General features: G+C 72.9%; 20 protein-coding genes and 1 riboswitch. Of the genes, 13 read left to right on the top strand and 7 right to left on the bottom strand.

The window, feature by feature from the left end; translation table 11 throughout:
• Positions 1-15: 15 nt before the first annotated feature.
• The gene (locus IEY98_RS11805; RefSeq protein ID WP_189210475.1) at positions 16-444 is read right to left on the bottom strand and encodes a hypothetical protein; all 429 of its coding nucleotides are present in this window, start codon (positions 442-444) and stop codon (positions 16-18) included.
• Positions 445-597: 153 nt separating this feature from the next.
• Here IEY98_RS11805 and IEY98_RS11800 point away from each other — a divergent pair, with 153 nt between their 5' ends.
• The 4 genes from IEY98_RS11800 to IEY98_RS11785 all read left to right on the top strand — a co-directional run bounded on the left by IEY98_RS11800 (position 598) and on the right by IEY98_RS11785 (position 4,581).
• Complete coding sequence (locus tag IEY98_RS11800; protein WP_189210474.1) at positions 598-1,233, top strand: DUF998 domain-containing protein; 636 nt, start codon at positions 598-600, stop codon at positions 1,231-1,233.
• A 44-nt stretch (positions 1,234-1,277) separates the two neighbouring features.
• Positions 1,278-1,649: a YciI family protein gene (locus IEY98_RS11795; RefSeq protein ID WP_189210473.1), complete on the top strand. Its 372-nt coding sequence runs from the start codon at positions 1,278-1,280 to the stop codon at positions 1,647-1,649.
• Entirely contained in the window at positions 1,646-2,917 is a 1,272-nt protein-coding gene (locus tag IEY98_RS11790; RefSeq protein ID WP_189210472.1) for an RNA polymerase sigma factor, read from the top strand. The genes IEY98_RS11795 and IEY98_RS11790 overlap by 4 nt, the downstream gene beginning before the upstream one ends.
• Before the next feature lie 224 nt (positions 2,918-3,141).
• Positions 3,142-4,581 (top strand): ricin-type beta-trefoil lectin domain protein, encoded by a 1,440-nt coding sequence (locus IEY98_RS11785; protein ID WP_189210471.1) that lies wholly within the window; start codon positions 3,142-3,144, stop codon positions 4,579-4,581.
• A 262-nt stretch (positions 4,582-4,843) separates the two neighbouring features.
• On the opposite strand, the gene IEY98_RS11780 is transcribed toward IEY98_RS11785, so the two are convergent.
• Genes IEY98_RS11780 through IEY98_RS11770 form a run of 3 tightly spaced genes read right to left on the bottom strand, consistent with a single transcriptional unit; the run spans position 4,844 to position 7,685 of the window.
• Positions 4,844-5,644 (bottom strand): ABC transporter ATP-binding protein, encoded by an 801-nt coding sequence (locus tag IEY98_RS11780; protein WP_189210470.1) that lies wholly within the window; start codon positions 5,642-5,644, stop codon positions 4,844-4,846.
• The gene (locus tag IEY98_RS11775; RefSeq protein WP_189210469.1) at positions 5,641-6,669 is read right to left on the bottom strand and encodes a FecCD family ABC transporter permease; all 1,029 of its coding nucleotides are present in this window, start codon (positions 6,667-6,669) and stop codon (positions 5,641-5,643) included. The genes IEY98_RS11780 and IEY98_RS11775 overlap by 4 nt, the downstream gene beginning before the upstream one ends.
• Positions 6,666-7,685, bottom strand: a complete 1,020-nt coding sequence (locus tag IEY98_RS11770; protein WP_189210468.1) for an ABC transporter substrate-binding protein — start codon at positions 7,683-7,685, stop codon at positions 6,666-6,668. The genes IEY98_RS11775 and IEY98_RS11770 overlap by 4 nt, the downstream gene beginning before the upstream one ends.
• Positions 7,686-7,771: 86 nt before the next feature.
• A riboswitch (cobalamin riboswitch) is annotated at positions 7,772-7,851 on the bottom strand.
• A 193-nt stretch (positions 7,852-8,044) separates the two neighbouring features.
• Between IEY98_RS11770 and IEY98_RS11765 the strand changes: the two genes are divergently transcribed.
• The 4 genes from IEY98_RS11765 to IEY98_RS11750 all read left to right on the top strand — a co-directional run bounded on the left by IEY98_RS11765 (position 8,045) and on the right by IEY98_RS11750 (position 13,173).
• Positions 8,045-9,841: a fibronectin type III domain-containing protein gene (locus tag IEY98_RS11765; protein WP_189210467.1), complete on the top strand. Its 1,797-nt coding sequence runs from the start codon at positions 8,045-8,047 to the stop codon at positions 9,839-9,841.
• Positions 9,842-9,861: 20 nt separating this feature from the next.
• Positions 9,862-10,773 (top strand): XRE family transcriptional regulator, encoded by a 912-nt coding sequence (locus IEY98_RS11760; protein WP_189210466.1) that lies wholly within the window; start codon positions 9,862-9,864, stop codon positions 10,771-10,773.
• 343 nt (positions 10,774-11,116) lie between these two features.
• The gene (locus tag IEY98_RS11755) at positions 11,117-11,920 is read left to right on the top strand and encodes an alpha/beta fold hydrolase (protein ID WP_189210465.1); all 804 of its coding nucleotides are present in this window, start codon (positions 11,117-11,119) and stop codon (positions 11,918-11,920) included.
• Positions 11,917-13,173: a PP2C family protein-serine/threonine phosphatase gene (locus tag IEY98_RS11750; RefSeq protein ID WP_229786833.1), complete on the top strand. Its 1,257-nt coding sequence runs from the start codon at positions 11,917-11,919 to the stop codon at positions 13,171-13,173. The genes IEY98_RS11755 and IEY98_RS11750 overlap by 4 nt, the downstream gene beginning before the upstream one ends.
• A 105-nt stretch (positions 13,174-13,278) precedes the next feature.
• Here IEY98_RS11750 and IEY98_RS11745 read toward each other — a convergent pair whose 3' ends face one another.
• Both IEY98_RS11745 and IEY98_RS11740 read right to left on the bottom strand, forming a co-directional pair.
• A complete protein-coding gene (locus tag IEY98_RS11745) occupies positions 13,279-14,859 on the bottom strand; it encodes a PucR family transcriptional regulator (RefSeq protein WP_189210464.1) in 1,581 nt (526 codons plus the stop codon).
• The gene (locus tag IEY98_RS11740; protein WP_189210463.1) at positions 14,856-15,911 is read right to left on the bottom strand and encodes an S-methyl thiohydantoin desulfurase family protein; all 1,056 of its coding nucleotides are present in this window, start codon (positions 15,909-15,911) and stop codon (positions 14,856-14,858) included. The genes IEY98_RS11745 and IEY98_RS11740 overlap by 4 nt, the downstream gene beginning before the upstream one ends.
• Positions 15,912-16,050: 139 nt before the next feature.
• On the opposite strand from IEY98_RS11740, the gene IEY98_RS11735 reads away from it, so the two are divergent.
• The 5 genes from IEY98_RS11735 to IEY98_RS11715 all read left to right on the top strand — a co-directional run bounded on the left by IEY98_RS11735 (position 16,051) and on the right by IEY98_RS11715 (position 21,630).
• Positions 16,051-17,406, top strand: a complete 1,356-nt coding sequence (locus IEY98_RS11735; protein ID WP_229786832.1) for a purine-cytosine permease family protein — start codon at positions 16,051-16,053, stop codon at positions 17,404-17,406.
• Positions 17,407-17,416: 10 nt separating this feature from the next.
• The gene (locus IEY98_RS11730) at positions 17,417-18,970 is read left to right on the top strand and encodes a hydantoinase/oxoprolinase N-terminal domain-containing protein (protein WP_189210461.1); all 1,554 of its coding nucleotides are present in this window, start codon (positions 17,417-17,419) and stop codon (positions 18,968-18,970) included.
• Positions 18,967-20,052: an S-methyl thiohydantoin desulfurase family protein gene (locus tag IEY98_RS11725; protein ID WP_189210460.1), complete on the top strand. Its 1,086-nt coding sequence runs from the start codon at positions 18,967-18,969 to the stop codon at positions 20,050-20,052. The genes IEY98_RS11730 and IEY98_RS11725 overlap by 4 nt, the downstream gene beginning before the upstream one ends.
• A 13-nt stretch (positions 20,053-20,065) precedes the next feature.
• Positions 20,066-20,467: an OsmC family protein gene (locus tag IEY98_RS11720; RefSeq protein WP_189210459.1), complete on the top strand. Its 402-nt coding sequence runs from the start codon at positions 20,066-20,068 to the stop codon at positions 20,465-20,467.
• Positions 20,468-20,634: 167 nt separating this feature from the next.
• A complete protein-coding gene (locus IEY98_RS11715; RefSeq protein WP_189210458.1) occupies positions 20,635-21,630 on the top strand; it encodes a YeiH family protein in 996 nt (331 codons plus the stop codon).
• Positions 21,631-21,632: 2 nt separating this feature from the next.
• On the opposite strand, the gene IEY98_RS11710 is transcribed toward IEY98_RS11715, so the two are convergent.
• On the bottom strand, positions 21,633-22,574 hold the full coding sequence (locus IEY98_RS11710; RefSeq protein ID WP_229786831.1) for a LysR family transcriptional regulator: 942 nt from the start codon (positions 22,572-22,574) through the stop codon (positions 21,633-21,635).
• Positions 22,575-22,619: the final 45 nt, after the last annotated feature.

Genomic DNA, 22,619 nt, shown 5'->3' with positions numbered 1-22,619 from the left:
CCGGTGCGGGCGGGCTCAGACCCGGGTCATGGTGGAGGAGTATCCGCCGCCGCCGGGGTAGACCCATTCGCCGGTGACCGTGGTGCCGTCGGGGCTGAACGTGCCTCGGTAGTAGGCCGGGCCGCCCTTCGCGCCGCCCCAGATGGTCAGGGTGTCGTCGGCCAGTTCGTAGACGTAGTCGAAGGTGTTGCCGGTCGCGTCGTAGAAGCGGGACACCACGTCCTCGCCGACGGGCTCGCCGAACGGGCGCAGGTTGCCGATCACCTCCATGCCGGTGACCTGCTGGCCGAACTGGGTGAGCTCGACGTGCTGGAGCAGGAAGAACCCGCCGGGCATCCACTCGTACCGCACGGTCCCCTCGACGCCGCCGGTCACCGCCCACGTGCCCACCAGTCGGTCCAGGGCCTGCAGGTCGGCGCTCGGCCGCATGGTCGTCTCGGACATCTCGTCCTCCTCGGTCGCTTGCTGTGTGCCGATACCTCGAAGCCGCCACCCCCGCCTCGACACCCGTCCTTAGTGACTCAGGTCACGTTCGAGACGTGTCGAGACCCGCGACGCGGCTCCGTGGTTGCGACGAGCACCCATCAAGGAGGAGCCATGACCACAACCGTCGTTCCCGGCACCCGTCGTTCGTCGGAGCGCCTGCTGCTCGCGGGCGCTCTCGCCGGGCCGGTCTTCTTCGCCTCGTCGATCACCCAGATGCTCGCCCGGGAGGGCTTCGACATCACTCGGCACCCGCTCAGCCAGCTCGCCAACGGCGGCTTGGGCTGGCTGCAGGTCCTGACCTTCGTGCTCGCGGGTCTGGGCGTGCTGGCGCTGGCCGTGGGTGCCCGGCGCACGCTTCTCGAGGGGGTCGGCAGGCGCGTGCTGCCGATCTTCATCGGGGTCTTCGGTGCCGGTCTTGTCGCCTCGGGCCTGTTCACCATGGACCCGGAGAACGGCTTTCCCGTCGGCATCCCCGAAGGACCCGTCGCCCAGATGTCGTGGCACAGCATCGCGCACTCAGCGGCGGCAGCAACCGCGTTCACCGCGCTGGCCGCCGCTGCCGTCGTGCTGGCCGTCCGGCACGCCCGCGGGCGGCGGGCGCGGCCCGCGGTGCTGAGCGCGGCGACCGCGCTTGTGTTGCTTTTGCCCGTGTCGCCGGAACTCATGAGCATCCAGGTCGCGGTGAACGGCCTGGTGGCGTTCACCTGGACGACCGTTGTCGCACTGTCCCTGCGGGACACCGCCTGACCCCCGTACCGTTGCCGAGCACGATCGAGGAAGAGGGAACCACCGTGAAGTACCTGCTGCTCAGCTACACCCCGGCCGCCGCATGGGACGCCAGCACCGCCGACACGCCGTCGGAGGAGGCGCTGGCCGCGTTCGCCGTGTACCAGGAGTTCGAGAGGGAACTGGTCGAGACCGGCGAGTTCGTCACCAGCGAGGGCCTCGGGCACCCCGCGGTCAGCACCACGGTCCGCAGGACGGCCGACGGCGTGGTCGCGACCGACGGGCCGTTCGCCGAGCTGAAGGAGGTCCTGGCCAGCTTCGCCGTGATCGACGTCGCCAGCCACGAACGGGCCGTCGAGATCGTCGCGCGCATCGTCGACGCGCTGGGGGAGCCGGTCGAGATCCGCCCGATCATGGGCGAGGACTTCGCGGCGTGAGCGGCGCGATCGTCGAGCACCTGCTGCGCGCCGAGGCGCCGCAGGTGCTCGGCGCGCTGGTGCGGCGGTTCGGCCAGTTCGACATCGCCGAGGACGCGGTGCAGGAGGCGTTGCTCGTCGCGAGCCGCGCGTGGCCCGTCGACGGGGTGCCGGAGAACCCGCGCGGCTGGCTGATCCGCATCGGCTACCGCAAGATGGTCGACCTGCTCCGCTCCGAGCAGGCCCGCCGCAGGCGCGAACAGGAAGCGGGCCTCGCCGAGGTCGCCATGCACGAACCGGCTCGCCTGGCGGGCCCACCACCGGCGACCGACGACAGCCTCACCCTGCTGTTGCTGTGCTGCCACCCCGCGCTGTCCACCACCTCCCAGGTGGCGCTCACCCTGCGCGCGGTCGGCGGCCTGTCCACCGCCGAGATCGCCCACGCCTACGGCGCCACCGAGAACACCATGGGCACGCGCATCAGCCGTGCCAAACAGCAACTCGCTCGCGCGGGCGCGCGCTTCACCCCGCCCTCCGACGCCGATCGGGCCAGCCGGATGGCCGCCGTCACGCAGGTGTTGTACCTGATCTTCAACGAGGGCTACACGACCTCGTCCGGCGACGAGCTCACCCGCGTCGACCTGACGCACGAGGCGATCCGGCTCACCCGCATGCTCCGCGACACCCTGCCTCCCGACGACCCGATGACCGCCGAGGTGACCGGCCTGCTGGCGCTCATGCTGCTCACCGAGTCGCGGCAGCCCGCCCGCACGGGCGACGACGGCGAACTGGTGCCGCTGGAGGACCAGGACCGGACGCGGTGGGACGCGCAGCTCATCGGCGAGGGAACCGCGCTGATCGACAGCGTCTGGCACCGCGGCGAGGTCGGGCCGTACCAGCTGCAGGCCGCGATCGCCGCCGTGCACGCCGCCGCCGCATCGCCGGAGCAGACCGACTGGCCCCAGATCGCGGCGCTCTACCTGTGGCTCGAACGGCTCGCCCCCACCGCGCCGGTCCGCCTCAGTCGGGTCGTCGCCGTGGCCAAAGCCTACGGGCCCAACCGGGCGCTGGCGCTGCTCGACGACCTCAACCGACGCCACCACCTCGACCAGGATCCGCTGACGAGCCAACGGGAACGCGCCGTCCGCGCCCATCTGCTCCAGATGACCGGTGACGCTCCCGCCGCGGCCGCCCTCTACCGCGAGGCCGCAACCCTCACCGTCAACCAGGTCGAGCAGCGCTACCTCCACGCCAAGGCCGACCACCTCGACCCACCGGCCCACCGCTGAACCCGGCCTGCCCACTGCGGCAGGCACTCCTGCGCATCGACCGGCCCACGATCGTAAGAGGCGCCTAAGCACACCCTTCGTCATTGTTCGATACTGCATGAAATATGGACGGTTCAATCAACTCTTGACAGAAGATGTTCATGGGCTGCACTGTTGTGCGGCTGTGTCCCGGTCCCGTTCCTCCCCTCAACGGGGAAGCACCCTGCGATAGGAAGCGGACGCCCATGAACCCGAACGTGCTCAAGCTGCCCGCCCGGTTGGCGATAGGTGCCGCACTAGCCCTCAGCACCCTCCTGCTCACCTCAAACACGACCGTGTCGGCCGGTGTCACCGCAGCGGAGTCCCCGTCGGCCTCGGCGACCAGGCCGATCGCGGTGGTGCTGGTCAACTTCACCAACGACACGATCGATTCCTCGACCACCTTCCGGACGAAGGTCCGGGACATGTACTTCGGCACAGGGCAGTCGCTGTCGCGCTACTACGAGGAGGCCAGCGACGGCGCCGTGCGGTTCACGCCGCTGGCCGGTCAGCCCGAGGTGCTGGGACCGTGGACGATCAGCATGCCCGCGGCCTGCGACTCCGGCGCGATGAACACCAAGACCCGCGAGGCCCTGGCCGCCCGCGGGATCAGCGGGTACCAGTCGCTCGCCATCTGGTTCCCCAACCGGCTCGCCCAGTGCGACTGGGGCGGGCTCGGGCAGATGCCCGGCAGCACGACCTGGATGCCGGACGCGCACGGCAATCCCAGCGGTGTCGTCCACGAACTGGGCCACAACTTCGGCTTCGCGCACCTCGCCTCGGTGACCTGCACACCGGGCACGCTGTCCGGCTGCGCCGAGGCGGGCTATCGCGGTTCGTCCCCGATGGGCGGCGGCGGGTACCAGAGCGGCCTCGCCGCGCCCGAGCTGATCCACGCGGGGTGGCTTCCGACGTCCCAGCGCGTCGTCGCGCCCTCATCGGGTACCTACACGCTCACGCCACTGCATGCGCCCGCTTCGGTGACTGGTACGCGGGTCCTGGAGATCCCGCGCAACACCACCGGAGACCGGATCACGGTCGCCTATCGCAAGAACGCCACCACCATCGACACCGGCGTGGGCGAGGGCGTGCAACTGCACCTGACCAAGGAAGGCGCCTACCGCGTCTCCACGCTCGTCGACCCGTCCGCAGGCACGAGCGGGTCCACCGACACCGACCTCGACGTCGGCGCCCGGATCACCGACGCCACCAGCGGCGTGACCATCGAGACCCTGTCGGCCACCGCCACCAGCGCGACCGTGCGGATCACCACGCCCTACCGCTTCGTCGGGGGAGCGGGCGGCTGCCTCGACATCGAGGGCGCCGCCACCGCGAACGGCACCCCGGCGGTCGTCTGGAGCTGCCACGGCGGAAGCAACCAGCAGTGGGCGGATCCGGGCGACGGCACCCTGCGCTCCCTGGGCAAGTGCCTCGACGCCGAGGCGGGCGGCACTGCCGACGGGACGCGCGTCATCGTCTGGGACTGCCACGGCGGCGCCAACCAACGCTGGACCTCCACGAACAACACGCTGCGCAACGCCGCGTCGGGCAAGTGCGTCGACGCGGGCAGCGGCGTCAACGGGACCCGACTCGTCCTCGCCACCTGCGCGGGCACGACCGGCCAGACCTGGACGCGCAGCGCCTAGACGACGGCGGCTCGCGATCCTTGCGAGCGTTCCCGGCCACCGCTTCGACGCGAGGCGGTTCGGCGCCCTGTCCCGAAGGAGCAGCCATGTCCGAGCACCGGCGCGGGCTCCTGGCTGCCCTGACCACCGTGTCCGGCGGCGCCAGGGCCGTCCTCACCACGTGCGCCGACTCCGCCTCCCAACACCGGTCGGCGCGCTGAATACGGGAGGTGGGGGCCGATACTCCCCCTGACGGCCCCCACCTCCCGACCACCGCGGCCTGTCACGCTGTCCTCGTGGAGCTCTTGCCGACTGCCTGGTCACCTTGTGCGGTAAGGAATCGGACGTGGGGTGTTCCCTCGTGGTGGGTGATGTGGGCGCGGACGCCGTAGACGTCGGCGATCAGGGGCTCGGTGAGGACGTCGGCGGGTGGGCCCGAGATGACCACGCGGCCGCCGCGGAGGACGACGAGGTGGTCGCAGAACATCGCGGCCAGGTTGAGGTCGTGCAGCGCGACGACCGTGGTGATCGGCAGGGCGGCGACGAGGGCGAGCAGGTCGAGTTGGTGGGCGATGTCGAGGTGGTTGGTCGGCTCGTCGAGGAGGAGTTCCCTGGGGCGCTGGGCGAGGGCGCGGGCCAGGTGCACGCGTTGGCGCTCGCCGCCCGAGAGGGTGTGCCAGGACTGGTCCGCCCGGTCGGTGAGACCGGTGGCCGCCAGCGCCTCCCGCACCGCCGTCCGGTCCTCTTCGGACTCCGCGGACCACGTGCCGCGGTGCGGGGTGCGGCCCAGGCGGACGACGTCGAGGACGGTCAGGTCGACCTGGGTGTCGGCCTGCTGCTCCACCACGGCGACACGGCGGGCGATGGCGCGGCGGGGCAGGCCGGGCAGCGGGTCACCGTCGAGGGTGACCACGCCGGTGTCCGGGGCGAGGAGTCCGGCCAGCAGGCGCAGCAGCGTCGACTTGCCCGCGCCGTTGGGGCCGAGCAGGCCGAGGGTCGTGCCCGGGGCGCAGGCCACGGTCACGCCGTCGAGCAGCAGGTGCCCGCCCGCGGCGCGGGTGACGCGGTCGGCGGCCAGCGTCATCGGCGCGTCCGGGTGCGGTGCAGGATGACGACGAAGGCGGGGACGCCGATCAGCGAGGTGAGCACGCCGACCGGCACCTCCTGCGGATCGATGACGGACCGGGCGGCCGTGTCGACCCAGACCAGGAACACCGCCCCGGCCAGCGCGGCGGCGGGCAGCAGCCGGGGGTGGCCCGCGCCGACGACGGCGCGGGCGGCGTGCGGCAGGACCAGCCCGACGAATCCGATGGCGCCGGTCGAGCTGACCAGCACGGCGGTGAGCAGCGCGGTCGCGCACAGCAGGACCATGCGGGTGCGGGCCACGTCCACGCCGAGCGCGGCGGCGGCGTCCTCGCCGAAGGCGAAGGCGTCGAGGGCGCGGCTGTGCGCAAGGCAGACCGCCAACACCGCCACCAGCACCCCGGCGGCGACGGCGACCTCGGTCCACGACGCGCTGGCCAGCGAGCCGAGCAGCCAGAACAGCACGCCCTTGGTGGTCTCGGCGTCGGCGGCGGTCAGCACGATGAACGAGGTGAGCGCGGAGAACAGCTGCATCGCCGCGACCCCGCACAGCACCACGCGGTCCAGTTGCCCGCCCAGCAGGCGGCTCAGCGCCAGCACGAGCGCGAACGCCGCGACCGCGCCCGCGAACGCCCCGGCCGACAGGCTCAGCGCGCCGCCGCCGACGCCGAGCACCACCACGAGCACCGCGCCCGTGGACGCGCCGGAGGACACGCCGAGCACGAACGGGTCGGCCAGCGGATTGCGCAGCAGCGACTGCAGCACCACCCCGCAGACCGCCAGCCCCGCCCCGCACACCGCGGCCAGCAGCGTCCTCGGCAGCCGCAGGTGCCAGATGATGCCGTCGCGGATCGGGGTGAGCACCGGCTCGCTGCCGCGCAGGTGCGCCCACACCGTGCGCCACACCTCGCCGACGCCGATGGACGCGGGCCCGATGGTGATGGCGGCCGCCACCGAGGCCGCCAGCAGGCCGAGGCCCGCCGCGTACCAGGGAACGGTCCGCAGGCGGGTCGGAACCGCGCTCACCCGAGCGGTCCGAACCGCCGCAGCGCCTCGGCGACGCGCTCCACGCCGTCGACGGTGCGCATCGTGGGGTTCATCGACTGCCCGTTCAGCGGCACGTACCGCTTCTCCCGCACGGCGGTCATCCGGGACGTCACGGGGTGCGACTCGAGGAACGCGATCTTCGCCTCGGCGGTCTCCGCGGTCTGCGAACGCCGGGTGAGGTCGCCGATGACCAGCACGGCGGGATCGCGCTCGGCGACGGTCTCCCAGTTGATCTGCGGCCACTCGGCGCGGGTGTCGTCGAAGGCGTTGCGCAGCCCGAGCGCCCGGGTGATCACGCCGGGGGCGCCGCAGCACCCGGCCAGGTAGGGCGACTCGGAGTTGGCGAACCAGTACAGGACGGTGACGCCCGCGGCGTCCACGCCCTCGGCCGCGGCCGCCATGCGCCGCTGGAGGCCCGCGATCAGCTCCTCCCCGCGCGCCTCCACGGCGAAGATCGTCGCGAGGTCGCGGATCTCGCGGTAGACGTCGTCCATGGTGAGCGGGGCCGAGCGGGCGCCGTCGCCGTCGCCGCTGTTGTCCTTGGTCCCGCAGTCGGTGGGGGACACGTAGGTGGCCACGCCCAGTTCCGCGAACCGGTCCCGGGTGGCGACGCCGCCGACGGCGAGGACGGACTCGAAGGACGCGGCCACGAAGTCCGGCTCGACCTCCAACACCCGTTCCAGCGAGGGCTTGTTCTCCGCGAGGCGCGGGACCTTCGCGTTGGCCTCGGCGAGTTCGGGCAGCACCGGGTCGGTCCAGGTCGCGGTGCCGACCATCCGGTCGGCCAGGCCGAGGGCCAGCATGATCTCCGCGCTGCCCTGGTTGAGCGCGACCGCCCGCTTCGGCGGCTCGCCGACGGACACGGTCCGGCCGCAGTTCTCGATCGTGCGGCCGGGAGCCGGGTCGCCTGCCGAGGTCGGACCGCCGCACGCGGACAGGGCGAGAGCGGTGACCGTGAGCAGGAGGGGGAGACGAGCCTGTCGCGCGTGGCGCACACCGGGTCCTTCACGTCGAGGGCCCGAACGCGGGGCCCGTCCGTACGGTGGTCCGCCCGGGCGCGTGGCCCCGGCGGTCGCCAGTCGGGTAGTCGGACTCGGCCTGCCCCGTCATGGGCAGGTCCACACCGCTGCGCGTCAGCTCCGGATTCACACCGGATTCCCCCGCTGGCCGCAGAAAGTTAGCACAGGACGCCGCCGCCCCCCGTGTGCGGTCGATCACGCGTCGGGAGCCAAGTTAACCGTTAAACGGCGCGCTCGTCCGGAAGGGCGGTTTACCTTCGGATTCCCTGCGATTCACGAAGGAGAAGCGGCGCATGCGCAGAATCATTGTTGCCGCACTGACGGTCGGAATGGCCGTGAGTGTCCACACTGGAACAGCGTCGGCCGCCCCCGAGGTCGGCCCTGAGGTCGTCGCGCTGGCCGAAGGACTGGGAGTCAGCCACCAGGCCGCGGGCGAGCGGCTGCGGCGACAGGAGCGGGCCCACGCGGTGCTGGCGGCCCTGCCTGCCTCGGTCGCCCCGGCGGGGGTGTGGTTCGACGAGGCGAGCGGGCGGCTCGCCGTCGCGGTGACCACCGAGGGCGCGGCCGCGGTGGCCCGGTCCCGAGGCGCGCAGGCCGTGATGGTGGCTCGCGACGCTGAGACGCTGTCCATGCTGCGGGGCCGGGTGCTCGCGCTGATCACGCCCGAGGTCGCGTTCAACACCGTCGGTGTGGACCAGCGGGCGAACGAGGTCCTGGTCACCGTCGACCGGACCCGGATGAACGCGGCGACACGGCGGTTCGTCGAGGCGGTGTCGTCGATCTCGGGTGTGCGGGTGGAGTTGTCCGACGGCGGGCCCCGGCAGCAGGCGGGGGAGGTGCGGCCGGGCAACCCGTGGTGGCCGCAGGGCGAGTCGAACTGCTCGATCGGCTTCGCCGCCACGGACGCCAACGGCGGCAAGCACTTCGTGACCGCCGGGCACTGCACCAACAACGCCAACCAGCCCGCCTACGGGCAGAGCGGCAACGCCAACCGCATCGGCACCTCGAACGTCGGCGGTTCGCGCAGTGTCAACGGCCGTGAGGGCGACATGGGCGTCGTCGCGGTGACCGAGCCCGGGTGGACGCTGTCGCCGTCGGTCAACACGTGGGGGTCGTCCCCGGTGACGGTGGCCGGGGTGGCCGAGGCGCTGGTCGGGGAGCGCGTCTGCCACACGGGCAACACCTCCAAGTGGCAGTGCGGCACGGTCACCTACGTCAACGAGACCGTCAACTACGGCGGCGGCATCGTGATCGAGGGGCTGACCTTCACCACCGCGTGCTCGCGCGGCGGCGACTCCGGCGGGGCGTGGCTGCGCGGTGACAAGGCCGTCGGACTGCACTCCGGCGGGCCCGCGCAGTGCGTGTCGAACCCGTCGAAGGACCAGCAGTCGATCTTCCAGCCGGTCGGCGAGGCGCTGCGCAAGTGGAACCTCACCCTGGTCACCGGCAGCGGCGGCGGCGACACCCAGGCCCCGTCCGCACCCGGGAACCTGAGGTCGACGTCCCAGACCGCCACCTCCATCTCCCTCGCCTGGAACGCCGCCACCGACAACGTCGGCGTCACCGGCTACGACGTCTACATCAACAACGCCCTGGCCACCTCGGTGGGCGCCACCTCCGCCACCATCTCCGGCCTTGACCCCGACACCGCCTACTCGGTGACGGTCCGCGCCAAGGACGCCGCGGGCAACGTCTCCGCGCCCAGCGCGGCGATCACGGTCCGCACCCAGCCCGGCAGCGGCGGCCGCACGTTCACCAACGGCACCGCACCCGATCGCGGACCACCGGACCACCTCCAGCCAGGTCCGCTCGACGGCCACCGGCACGGCCGCGAACCCGGTGAGGGTGGCGATCACCGCCCGCCACACCTGCCAGGAGGACCTGCGGGTGCGCGTCGTCAGCCCGGCGGGCTGGTGGTACAACCTGAAGTACTCCGGCGGCTCCACCTGCACCCCGTTCCCGGGCACCGTCGCCTACTCGTTCAGCCCGTTCACCGAGCAGGCGTCGGGCACCTGGACCCTGGAGATCACCGACACCGGCACCGGCGACACCGGGGTCCTCGACTCCTGGTCCATCACGCTCTGAAGTCACCGGTTGACCCACGGGTATACGCTGCTCATCCTCTTCGGTGAACGCTGATCCAGGAGCGCGCATGCCAGCCGAACAGGATCTTCGCAGCGGTTCCTTCCCCGCCGCGCTGCGTGCGGCCATCGCCGCACGCGGCCTGGGGCTGGAGCGCCTCAGGGAGCGGCTGCGGCAGCGCGGCGTCAGCGTCAGCATGGCGACGCTGAGCTACTGGCAGTCCGGCCGCTGCCGCCCCGAGCGGCGGGAGTCGCTGCTGGCGCTGCGGCACCTGGAGGAGGTGCTGGAGGTGCCGGAGGGCGCGCTCGCCGCGCTGCTGGGTCCGGCGCGGCCGCGCGGGCACTGGCGCTACGTCTCCAGCGGGCTGCCCGCGATCGGCGCGCTCTGGCCCGACCCGGCCTCGGTGGAGGACGCGCTCGACGGGATCGACACCAGCTGGGACGAGCGGCTGACCCGGATCAGCCAGCACGACCGGGTGTGGGTCGGCCCGGAGGGCGGCGCGCTGTCCTGCCTGTCCCGGCAGGTGCTGCGCGCGGAGGCCGACGGCCCGGACCGCTGGGTGGTGATCATGCACACCGACGAGCCGGGCTACCCGGTCCCGCTGGTCCGGCCGGTGCGCAACTGCGCGCTCGGCCGGGTCGGCGAGGACCGGGACGCGGGTCTGGTGGTGGCGGAGCTGCTGTTCGACCGCCCGCTCGCCCGCGGCGAGACTCTGATCACCGAGCACGAGCTGGTGAACATCCCGCCCGGGCCGGTCGACGGCAACTACGAGCGCAAGTTCCGGCTGCCGGTGCGCGAGTTCGTCCTGGAGGTGACCTTCGACCCGGCCCACCCGCCCGGGTTCTGCGAGCAGTACACCCGTGACGACCGCGACATCGAGGACAGCAGACCCGCCACCCTCGACGCGGGCTGCTCGGTGCACGGCGTCGCCCTCAACTTCGGCCCGGGCTGCTACGGCTTCCGCTGGGGCTGGCCTGCCTGACCGCCCACCCCGATCCGGATGTTTACGAACCCCGCCCGGTGGGGAAGTCCCCGGCGTCGCCAACGAGGGGATGGTTTCGCCGTGAGCGTCCACACGCCGATCTACGACGAGCTGCGCGCGCAGTTCCCGGACACGGTCCCACCCGCGGAACCCACCGCGGACGACGGGGAACCCGAAGCCGAACCCCAGCCCTAGCCGAACTCCGGATCGCGGAGCCGGGCGGCGGCCCGCGCGGTCGAGTCGCGGTGACCACGCCTGCGGGAGCCGACACCGGGTTCGCTGTGGCAGCTCCAGGTCACGGCCAGCGCCAGCGTGTGATGAGAAGGCGGGGCAGGATGGGGTGATGAGCGCCCGGGTGAGGAACAACGTGGTGGTCACCGGGCGGGTCGGTGCGCCGGTGGTGATGCTGGCCCATGGTTTCGGGTGTGACCAGAACATGTGGCGGCTGGTGGCGCCCGCTTTGGCCCGGGATTTCCGGGTCGTGCTGTTCGACCACGTGGGCGCGGGAGGCTCGGATCTGTCGGCGTGGGACGCGGACCGCTATTCGCGGTTGGACGCCTATGCCGAGGACGTGCTGGAGATCTGCCGGGAATTGGACCTCGACGACGTGGTGTTCGTCGGGCATTCGGTGAGCGCGATGATCGGTGTCCTCGCCGCGATCGAGGACCCGGCGCGGATCGCGCGGTTGGTGCTGTTGACGCCCTCCCCGCGCTATATCGACGACGGGGACTACCGGGGTGGGTTCAGCCCCGCCGACATCGACGAGTTGCTGGCGTCGTTGGAGAGCAACTACCTGGGCTGGTCGGCGCAGATCGCCCCGATGATCATGGGCAATCCCGACCGGCCGGAGCTGGGGCAGGAACTGACCAACAGCTTCTGCCGCACCGACCCGGCCATCGCCCGGGTGTTCGCGCGCACGACGTTCCTCTCCGACAACCGGGCGGATCTGGAGTCGGTGCGGGTGCCGACCCTGGTGATCGAGTGCGTCCAGGACGCGATCGCCCCGCGCGAGGTGGGCGCGTACGTCCAGGCCCGGGTCCCGGGGGCGAGGCTGGTCACCCTCGACGCGACCGGGCACTGCCCGCAGCTGAGCGCCCCGGAGGCCACGACCGAGGCGATCGCCTCGTTCGCGGCCGTGACCACATGATGTGTCAGAACGGCTGCGGCCCCGACCGCGGCGGCGCCGCGGATGAGGCGGCGGCCCGGTTCTCGGCGTTGCTGGAGGACAGCGCCGAGGACCTGTACGAGAACGCGCCGTGCGGATACCTGTCCACCATGCTCGACGGGCGGATAGCGAGGATCAACGCCACGCTGCTCGGCTGGCTGGGCCGCTCCCGCGAGGAGCTGGTGGGCGTCGCCCGCTTCGCCGACCTGCTCACCGTCGGCGGCCGGATCTATCACGAGACGCACTTCGCCCCGCTGCTGCGGATGCAGGGCTCGATCAGCGGGATCGCCCTGGAGCTGGTGGCCGCGGACGGGTCCCGGCTGCCGGTGCTGGTCAGCGCGATGGTGAAGACCGGGGCCGACGGCGCGCCGCTGCTGATCCGCGCCACGGTGTTCGACGCGCGCGACCGCCGCGCCTACGAGCAGGAGCTGCTGCGCGCGCGGCAGCAGGCCGACCGCGAGCGCGACCAGGTCCAGCAGTTGGCCACCACCCTGCAGCGCACCCTGCTTCCGCCGCGCCTGCCGGACGTGCCCGGCATGGCTGTCGCCGCCCACTACCACCATGCCTCGCCCGACCAGGTCGGCGGCGACTTCTACGACCTGTTCCCGCTCGCCGCGGACCGCTGGGGGTTCTTCCTCGGCGACGTGTGCGGCAAGGGCGCCGACGCCGCCGCCGTGACCTCGCTGACCCGGTACACCCTGCGCGCGGCCGCCGCCTACGACGACGACCCGGTCGCCGTGCTGACCAACCTCAACACCGTCCTCGGCCAGGAGTTCGCAGGCGAGACCCCGCGGTTCTGCACCGTGATCTACGGCTCGCTCACCACCACCCACGACGGGGCCGCGGTCACCCTGGCCGCGGGCGGTCACCCGCCTGCTCTGCTGGTCGGGGCCGACGGCGCCGCCCGCTTCATCGACACCCCCGGCGGCCAACTCGTCGGCGCCCTCACCCACGCCCGCTTCACCACCGCCACGATGCGGCTGCGCCCCGGCGACACCCTGCTGCTCTACACCGACGGCCTCATCGAGGCCCGCACCGGCCGCGACACCGGCCCCGGGCGCCGTTACGACGAGACCGCCCTGCTCGACCACGTCCACGCCCTCGCCCCGATCAGCGCCCCCGCGTTGATCACCGCCCTGGTCGACCTGCTCGAGGAGTTCGGTGAGGGCCTCGACGACGACGTTGCCCTGCTCACCCTCGGCGTCCCGCGCGACGAACCGGGCACCACGCCATAGCTGAGCGGGCAGGGCGTAGCGCTGGGGCGCCGCTGTTCGCGCGACGGTTCCGACCGGGCCCCGTCGGTCAGCGGCCCTGCTGAGCGTCGCAACCCGCTACCGGGCTCATGCGGTGGAGTCGGCGGGCCAGGCCTTGGCGGTGCCGATCGCCAGTTGGAGGGCCAGGCGGGTGTGCGAGTGGTCCAGGGACGCGCCGAGGATCTGCTCGACCCGGGCGATCCGGGTGGCCACGGTGTTGCGGTGGATCTTGAGGGCGCGGCTGGTCGCCGTGGCCGAGCAGGCGTTGTCCAGGTAGACCTTCACGGTGTTCAGCAGCGTCGCGCCGCCCGCGTCGGTGATCGGGCGGACGAGTTCGTTGGCGTGTTCGCGGAACGGGCCGGAGGAGTACAGCGCGAGCAGGAGGCGGGACGCGCCCAGGTCCTGCACCACGCGCACGGCGAGCGGTTCGTCGTCGGAGGCGGCGATGAGCGCGGCCTGGCGGGCCTCGCCGAGCGTGGTCGCGATCCCGCCGATGTCGCGCTGCGGCGAGCCCAGCCCCGCCGCGATGGCGTCCGGCGCGCCGTTCTCGGCGAAGGCGGTGAGCGCCTTGGTCAGCACCCGTTCGAGGTCGCGGATCCGCTCGCTCGGCGGCGGGGCCTGCGTGGTGGCCCAGGTGGACCAGCCGTCGGAGCGCTCCAGGAACGGGCCGACCGGCACGCCCGCGGCCTCCAGGTCGCGGATGAGGGCGCTCAGGGCGAACGCCGACGGCGGGGTCTTCCCGGCGAACCTCAGGTGCACGCCGATGTGCCAGCCGCTGAGGCTGAGCCCGGCCATCGCCGCCTGCTCCTTGACCGTGACCGAGACCGCGTCCCGGTGTTCCAGGATCTCGGTGAGCAGGGTGCCGCGCAGCCGCACATCGCGTTCGGCGGCCAGCTGCTCGCGCGCGAGCCAGGCGACGGTGGGGCCGTGCGCGAGGGCCAGTGCGCGTTCGGCGGTGTCGACCCACAGCGGCCCCGCGTCGGCGCGTTCGGCCACCAGCCACAGGGCGGGGGCGACGCCGAGGCCGTTGACCGGCAGCACGGCGGCGCTGGTGCCGTCGGTGCGGTAGGAGGTCAGCGCGCGGGTGGTGGTGATCTCCCGCATCGGCGTCCTCGGCGCGTCCTCGCCCTCCACGACCCCGGCGGCGGTGCAGGCCCACACGGCAGCCTTGAGGGTCGTGCCCACCGCGCGCAGGATCGCCGACAGGTCCGGCGACGGGACGCGCAGGCGGGCGGCGAGGGCGAGCAGGACGCGGTTCTGGGCGACCTCCGACGCGTGGACGGCCGTGCTCAGGTCCACGGCGACGGAGAGCGCGGTCCGGTCCGCCGGGACGCGCGCGGTGACGACGCGCCCCTTGTCGGCCAGCCGGTGGGTGGCCGAGGCGACGTCGCGCACGCCCAGCACCAGCAGCGCGCTGGCCTGGGCGTGTTGGGCCCGCCGCAGCAGCAGGTCGAGCAGGTGTTCGCGGTGCAGGGGACCGCCGCCCGCGTAGAGGTCGAACACGACGGCGGCGGCCCGGGGCAGCGGGACGGTCAGCGCGGTCCCCGGCTCGGCGATCACGACGTCGCGGACGACGGCGTCGATCCCGGCGCAGCCGCCGATGACGTCCGCGCCGTCGAGGGCGTCGAGCGCGAGCAGGTCGCGCACGCGCACCAGGTCGATCCTCATCCGACCTCCTCGGGGCGGACCGGGGCCATGCCGTAGGCGGCCAGGCCGAAGTCGGGGCGGCGCGCCTGGCGGTCGCGCAGCTCCTCGGGCGCGGGCAGCCGCACGAGCCGGACCCGCTGCTGGGTGGCCAGCCGCTCGACGGTGATCGGCGCCCACGTCCGCGCGTCGAGCAGGCCGATGATGTCGGGCGCGGTCACCACCGGCGCCCCGTCGACGATGGCCGCCATGTACTCGTCGGCGAAGTCGAGCCGCAGGCTGCCCAGCGGGTCACCGGCGAGGCGGACGGTGGCCACGCCGCCGTCGCCCGAGCCCGGCCTGCCGCGCCTGACCTCGTCGACCGTCCCCTCGGCCAGCACCGCGGCGCCTGCCGCGGCGAGGAAGTCCGCGCCGTCGTCGCGGGAGCGCCGGGCCAGGGCGCGCCCGAGGGTGAGCGCGCGGCTCACCGACCCGCCGACCGCCGCGCCCGCGTAGTCCGCCGCTGTCCCGCTGTGCAGGCAGATCGCCGCCCACGCGCCGAGCGCGGGCAACACGGCGCGCACCACGGGCTCGACAGACTGGCGCGGCGCGTCCTGCATGATCAGCAACCGGCCGCCGGGGTCGGCGAGCGCGAGCGGCGTGGCGGGCACGATGCCCTGCAGCACGGTGTGGTCCAGCCGGGGGTAGGCGCGGCCCATGGCGTCGCCGTCCACCAGGGGCAGGCCGGTCGCCGCGGCCACCATCGGTCCCAACAGGCCGTTGACGCCGCCGATCTCCAGCGGCTGGAGGGCGTCGAACCGGTGCCCGGTGTGCCGTTCGAGGGCGCGCACCGCCGCGACGAACTCGTCCACTCCGGCGGGCCGCTCCCGCATCACCGTCGGCGAGCCCACCGCGCCGACGCAGGCGACCCGCGCCGTCGGCTCCAGCTCGGCCGCGGCGACGAGGGGGAGGGGCCCGCGCGCGGCGAGGGTCGCGGCCAGCAGCAGTTGGCCCGCGGTGACCGCCCCGCCGCCCCCGGACCCGAGCAGGGTGCACCCGACGGCGAGATCGGCGGCGTCACCCGATCGGAGGTGCATGGGCAAACCATACGGGGACAGCAGAGTGCACTGTCTAGGCCGATAGAGGTAGCAAATCGCCTCTAGGTCGCTCTTATGGACCCTCATAACCTTCCCGATGACACGCCATGTGCCACCCGTCACAGCCTTGGAGGTCGTCGTGGCCAGCCCACCCCCCACCGCCGAACGGTCACCCGACCACGACGACTACGCGCTCGAACGCGTCCCGGCGTCCGCCCGCTACTCCTGGTTCTCGGTGGCCACCCAGCGCTTCGGCCAGCTGTCCGCGCTCGCGCAGTTCCTGCTCGGCGCCACCCTCGGCCTCGGGATGAGCTTCTGGGACGCGGTTCTCGCGATCACCCTCGGTTCCGTCCTCCTGGAGATCGTCACGATCCTCATCGGCGTCGCGGGGATGCGCGAAGGTCTGTCCACATCGGTGCTGGCGCGCTGGTGCGGGTTCGGCAGCAAGGGGAGCGCGGTCATCGGCGCCATCATCGCGCTGAGCCTCATCGGCTGGTTCGGGGTGCAGAACGCCGTGTTCGCCGAGGGCCTGCACTCGCTCGCGGGCGGGCTGCCGGTGTGGGCGTGGGCGCTGCTCGGCGGCGCCGCGGTGACCGCCATCGTGGTGTTCGGCTTCGGGTCGATGGCGTGGACGGCCTACGTCACGGTGCCCGCGTTCCTGGTGCTGGCCGCGATCTCGGTGATCGCGGAGCTGTCGCGGCACAGCATCGGCGAGCTGGTCAGCGCGCCGCCGCCGGGCGAGCCGCTGTCGCTGGCAGCGGGCGCGACCATCGTGGCGGGCGGGTTCATCGTGGGCGCGGTGATGACCCCGGACATGACCCGCTTCAACCGCTCGGTCGGCGACGTCGTCAAGCAGACGTTGGTCGGGGTCACGCTCGGGGAGTACGTGGTCGGCCTGATCGGCGTGCTGCTGGCGCAGGCGGCCAAGACCAGCGACGTGGTCATGATCATCACCGGCGCCAGCGGCGTGATCGGCACGGTCGTCCTGGTCGCGTCCATCCTGAAGATCAACGACTGGAACCTGTACTCGTCGTCGCTCGGCCTGGTCAACGTGATCGACGTGCTCTTCAGGCGGCGACTGGGCCGGGCGACGGTCACCCTGGTCGTCGGCGGGATCGGGGCGGTGCTGTCCGCGGCGGGCATCCTCAGCTCGTTCGTGCCGATGCTGATGCTCATCGGCGTGCTGATCCCGCCGGTCGCCGGGATCATGATCGCCGAGTACTTCGTGGTCCGCGCCTGGCGCGGCGACCTCGACGAGTCCCGCGCCCGCGGCGCGCTGCCCGACCACGCCCCCGACTGGGTGCCCGCGAGCCTGATCGCGTGGATCGCCGCCGCCGCGGTCGGCCACTTCGTCACCGCGGGCATCCCGGCGGTCAACTCGCTCGCCGTCGGGTTCGCGGTCTACGCCGTGATCGGCAAGCTCGGCTACGTCCGCCGGTCCACCCCCCTGAGCGACACCAAGGCCGCGGGCGTCCCCGCGCCCGCGACGGAGTGAGGTAATCGACATGCACATCGGCATCGACGTAGGCGGGACCAACACCGACGCCGTGCTCATGGCGGGCGACCGCGTGCTGGCCACCATCAAGACGGCGACGACCCAGGACGTCACCACCGGCATCCGCGACGCGCTCGACGGGCTGGCCGAGGCGCACCCGTTCGCGCCGGGCGACATCGACGTGGTCGCGATCGGGACCACCCACTTCACCAACGCGGTGATCCAGGCCAGCGGCCTGGCCGCGACGGCGGTGGTCCGGCTCGGCCTGCCCGCCGCCGCGGGCATCCCGCCGCTGACCGGGTGGCCCGCCCGGCTGCGCTCGGCCATCGGCGAGCACGTGCACCTCTGCCACGGCGGCCACGAGTTCGACGGGCGGGAGATCTCCCCGCTCGACCCCGACGAGCTCAAGCGGGTCGCCGAGGACATCGTGGCCTGCGGAGTCGACTCGGTGGCGATCACCTCGATCTTCTCGCCGGTCAACCAGGAGATGGAGCTGGCCGCGGCGGAGATCCTGCGCGCGCAGGTCCCGTGGCTGCGGATCTCGCTGTCCCACGAGGTCGGCCGGGTCGGCCTGCTGGAGCGCGAGAACGCCACGATCGTCAACGCCAGCCTGCTGCCCGTGGCCGACCGCATCACCGGGGCCTTCCACGCCGCGCTGGTGAAGGTGGGCATCGAGGCGCCGCTGTACCTGTCGCAGAACGACGGCACGCTGATGGACGCCGAGTACGTGCGCCGCTACCCGGTGGCCACCTTCGCCGCCGGTCCGACGAACTCGATGCGCGGCGCCGCGCTGCTGTCCGGGCTGTCCGACTGCGTCGTGGTCGACATCGGCGGCACGACCACCGACGTCGGCGCCGTGGTCGGCGGCTTCCCGCGCCCGGCGACGACCGAGGTGGACATCGGCGGGGTGCGCACGAACTTCCGCATGCCCGACGTGGTCTCCATCGGCATCGGCGGCGGCAGCCGGGTCGTCCTCGGCGAGGAGTCGGTGGTCGGTCCCGAGAGCGTCGGGCTGCGCCTGCACACCGAGGGGCTGGTCTTCGGCGGCTCCACCCTGACCGCGACCGACGTGGCCGTGGCGGGCGGGCTCGCCGACATCGGCGACCCCACCCTGGTCGCCCACCTCGACCGGGCGCGGGTGCGACGCTGTCTGGACGCCATCGCCCGGCGGGTCGGCGTGCTGGCCGACACCATGCGCACCTCGGCCGAGCCGATCCCCATGGTGCTCGTCGGCGGGGGCAGCGTGCTGCTGCCCGACTCCGTGCCGGGGTTCGACAAGGTGGTCCGCCCGGAGAACTACGCGGTGGCCAACGCCATCGGGGCCGCGATCGCCCAGGTGGGCGGCGAGGTGGACCGGGTGTTCTCCGCGGCGGACGGCTCGCGCGGCGACATCCTCGACAAGGCCAAGGACGAGGCGCTGCGCAAGGCGGTGCTGGCCGGGGCGGACGAGGACACCGTGCGGGTCGTGGAGGTCGAGGAGCTGCCCATGGCCTACCTGCCCGGCGACGCCGTGCGCGTGCGGGTCAAGGCCGTCGGCGACCTCGTGCTGGGAGGAACACGATGAACAAGATCGACGTGGCGGACATCGCCGACATCGCCAAGGGCGCGGCGATCCTCGGCGCGGGCGGCGGCGGGGACCCCTACCTGGGCAGGCTGCTGGCCGAGCGGGCCGTCGAGCGCATCGGGCCGGTGCGCGTCGTGCCGGTGTCCGACCTCCCGGACGACGCCCTGGTGCTGCCGGTCGCCATGATGGGCGCGCCGACGGTCATCGTCGAGAAGCCGCCCGCTGGCGACGAGCTGGTCCGCGCGGTCGCCGCCATCGAGGGCGCGCTGGGCAGGCCGGTGACCCACATCGCCTGCCTGGAGGCGGGCGGGCTCAACTCGATGACCCCGATCGCGACCGCCGCCGCCACCGGGCTGCCGCTCATCGACGGCGACGGCATGGGCCGGGCGTTCCCCGAGCTGCAGATGGTGCTGCCCACGCTCGACGGCATCCCGTGCAGTCCGATGGTGATGGTCGACGAGAAGGGCAACACGGTGGTGCTCGACACCGTCGACAACACCTGGGCCGAGCGCCTGGCGCGCGGGGCGACCGTCGAGATGGGCTGTTCGGCCAGCATCGCCCTCTACCCGATGACGGGCAAGGCAGCCCGCGCCGCGCTCGTGCCCGGCACCCTGGGACTCGCGGCCCGGCTGGGCAGGCTGGTCACCGAGTGCCGGGCCGAGCACCGGGACGCCGCGCGCGCGGTGGCCGAGGAGATGGGCGGCGTGGTGCTGTTCACCGGCAAGGTCGTCGACGTCGCCCGCAAGACCACGGGCGGCTTCGCCCGCGGCGAGGCGGTGCTGGCGGGCACGGGCGCCGACGACGGCGCGGCGCTGACGCTGTCGTTCCAGAACGAGCACCTGGTCGCCGCGCGGGACGGCCGGGTGGTCGCCTCGGTGCCCGACCTGATCTGCGTGCTCGACGCCGAGACCGGCGAGCCGGTCACCACCGAGGCGATGGGCTACGGCTACCGCGTCACCGTCGTCGGACTGCCCTGCCACTCCCGGTGGCGCACCCGGGAGGGACTGGCGCTCGTCGGCCCCGCCTACTTCGGCTACGACCACCCCTACCTGCCCGTCGAGCACCTGGCCCGCCAGTCCTGAAAGGACCCGAATCATGAGTGACTACACCGTCGACGTCCGCCACTCCGGCGCCCTGTCGTTCGAGGTCGACAACGGCCGGACGAGCCTGACCACGGAGTGGGGCCCGGAGGAGGGCTCCTGGCTGGCCACCGAGCTGTTCCTCGCGGGCCTGGGCGCGTGCATGCTGGCCACGATGGTCGACTACGCCCAGACCAACGGCATCGACGTCAGCGGGGCCGACGTGCGGGTCACCGCGCAGAGCGCGACCCGGCCGGTGCGCATGGGCGCGCTGACGATCACCTATCGGCTGCCCAACACCCTCACGCAGTCCCAAGTGGACGCACTCGTGCGTGCGGGCAACCGGTGCAAGGTGCACAACACCATCGAGCACCACCCGGAGATCGTCGTGCACACGGTAAGCGCGCAGCGCGCCTGAGAGCACGTGGGCGGCAGCCCACCACCGAGACGGGCCTGGCCCGGCTGTCCACGTCAGCCGGGCCAGGCCCGCGGCGTTTCACGCGGTCCCGCGGCATAAGGGGCGCTTATGACTCTCCAAGCACTCAGCGGGTGCCGGTGGACAGCGGCTGCTCCGAGGATGAACACATGGGAATTCTGGCCGGCACCAGGCGGATCTCGCGTTCGGATGTGCGCGCGTGGGCCGTTCTCGCCGTGGCCGTGGCCGTCGCGTACGGCGTCAACTTTCTGGTCCCGGCGTTGAGCGCGCTCTCGGTGGCGGTGCTGCTGGGGGTGGCCGCGGCGTCGAGCGGACTGCTCGACCCGGCGGTCCAGGCAGGCGTCGCGCGGAGCGGCAGGAAGCTGCTCCGCGCCGGGGTCGTCCTGCTCGGACTCCAGCTCGCCGTTCCCCGGATGCTCGCCCTGGGGCCGGGCGTCCTGCTCGCCGTCGTGCTCACGGTCGCCGTCGGGTTTCTCGGTTCCCTTGCCGTCGGTGCCCTGCTGAAGTTGCCGCGCGGGCTCAACATCCTGCTCGCGACCGGCACCTCGATCTGCGGCGCGTCGGCGATCGCGGCGATGGAGGGCACGATCAGGCGCAGGGAATCGGATGTCGCCACGGCCATCGCCCTCATCACCCTGTACGGCACCCTGGCGATCGCCGCGGTTCCCCTGCTCGGGTCCTGGCTCGGATTGTCCGATGTGGAGCTGGGCATCTGGGCCGGGCTCGGGGTGCACGAGGTCGGGCAGGTGGTGGCGGCCGCCGCCCCGGCGGGCGCGGTGGCGGTCGAGGCCGCGATCGTGGTCAAGCTGACCCGGGTGGTGCTGCTGGCGCCGATGGTCACCGCGATGGGCCTGTGGGAGCGCGGATCGGGCGCCGACGGTAGCAAACCGCCCGTGGTCCCGCTGTTCGTCATCGGGTTCCTGGTGATGGCGGTGGTCAACAGCCTCGGCGTCGTGCCCGTCCCGGTGGCCGCCGTCGCCAAGGTGCTGTGCACGGCCCTGCTGGCCGCCGCGATGTTCTCCCTGGGCTGCGCGGTGCGCGTCGGCGCGCTGGTCCGCACCGGGGGAAGGGCGCTGCTCTCGGGGCTTCTGGTGGGAGTCCTGGTCGTGGGCGTCGCCTGCGTGCTGACCCTCTGGCTCGCCTGACGTCAGCCCGCCGGGGTGAGGCCCCGGATGCCCATGCCGATCCCGGGGAGCTGGGTCGCGGCCGCGCGCAGCGCCTCGATGACGGACCGGATGGTCGCCGACCGGACCAGGTCCGGCCAGGTGTAGGCCGAGACCCGGCGGCGCACCAGGGGATCGACCGGAAGCGCGACGACGTCGGGGTGCCGCAGGGACGACAACACCAGCGCGGGCACCATGGCCACCCCGAGCCCGGCCGCCACCAGCGCCTGGATGGCCAGGTTGTCGTCGGTCGCGCAGGCGATGGCAGGCTCGAACCCGCTGTCGGCGCAGGCCGTCACGAACTCGTCCCGGCACCGGGGGCACCCCGCGATCCAGGTCTCCCCGGCCAGTTCCGCCAACACCGCGGGCGAGCGGCGCGCCATCGGGTGGTCGGCCGGGACGAGCAGCATCAGCGGTTCGTCCAGCAGCGGCACCTCCAGCAGCCCATCGTCGGCGGCCTGCCGGTCCGCGGCCGGGTAGGTGAAGGCGACCACGAGGTCGCACTCGGCGCGCCGCAGCGCGTGGTGGGAGTCGGGCGGCTCGTGCTCCAGCAGTTCCAGCCGCAGGCCGGGGGAGTCCTGGCGCAGCTTCGCGGCGGCGCGCGGCACGAGGGCGGCGTTGGCGCTGGGGAACGCGCACAGCCGGATCGAGTCGAGTTCGCTGGCGGCGATGGCCCGCACCCGCTGGTGGGCGCTGGCCGCGCCGTCGAGGATCTCCTTGGCGTGATGGGACAACGCCGTTCCCGCCTCGGTCAGCCGCAGCCCGCGGCCCACGCGGATGAACAGCGGGCCGCCGACGCTGCGCTCCAGCGCCTTCATCTGCTGGCTGACCGCGGGCTGGGTGCAGTGCAGCGCCCGCGCCGCCGCGGAGAACGACCCCTGCTCCACCACGACCCGGAACATGCTGAGCTGGCGCAGGTCCATCATCGCACGAGCATAACCTGTCCTTATCGGCATGAAAGGACCTCTCGT

Origin of the sequence: Actinokineospora fastidiosa (genome assembly GCF_014648415.1) — a bacterium.
GTDB lineage: Bacteria > Actinomycetota > Actinomycetes > Mycobacteriales > Pseudonocardiaceae > Actinokineospora > Actinokineospora fastidiosa.
Note: the sequence above shows the minus strand (reverse complement) of the source record. Positions and strands in the feature narration are given on the sequence as shown.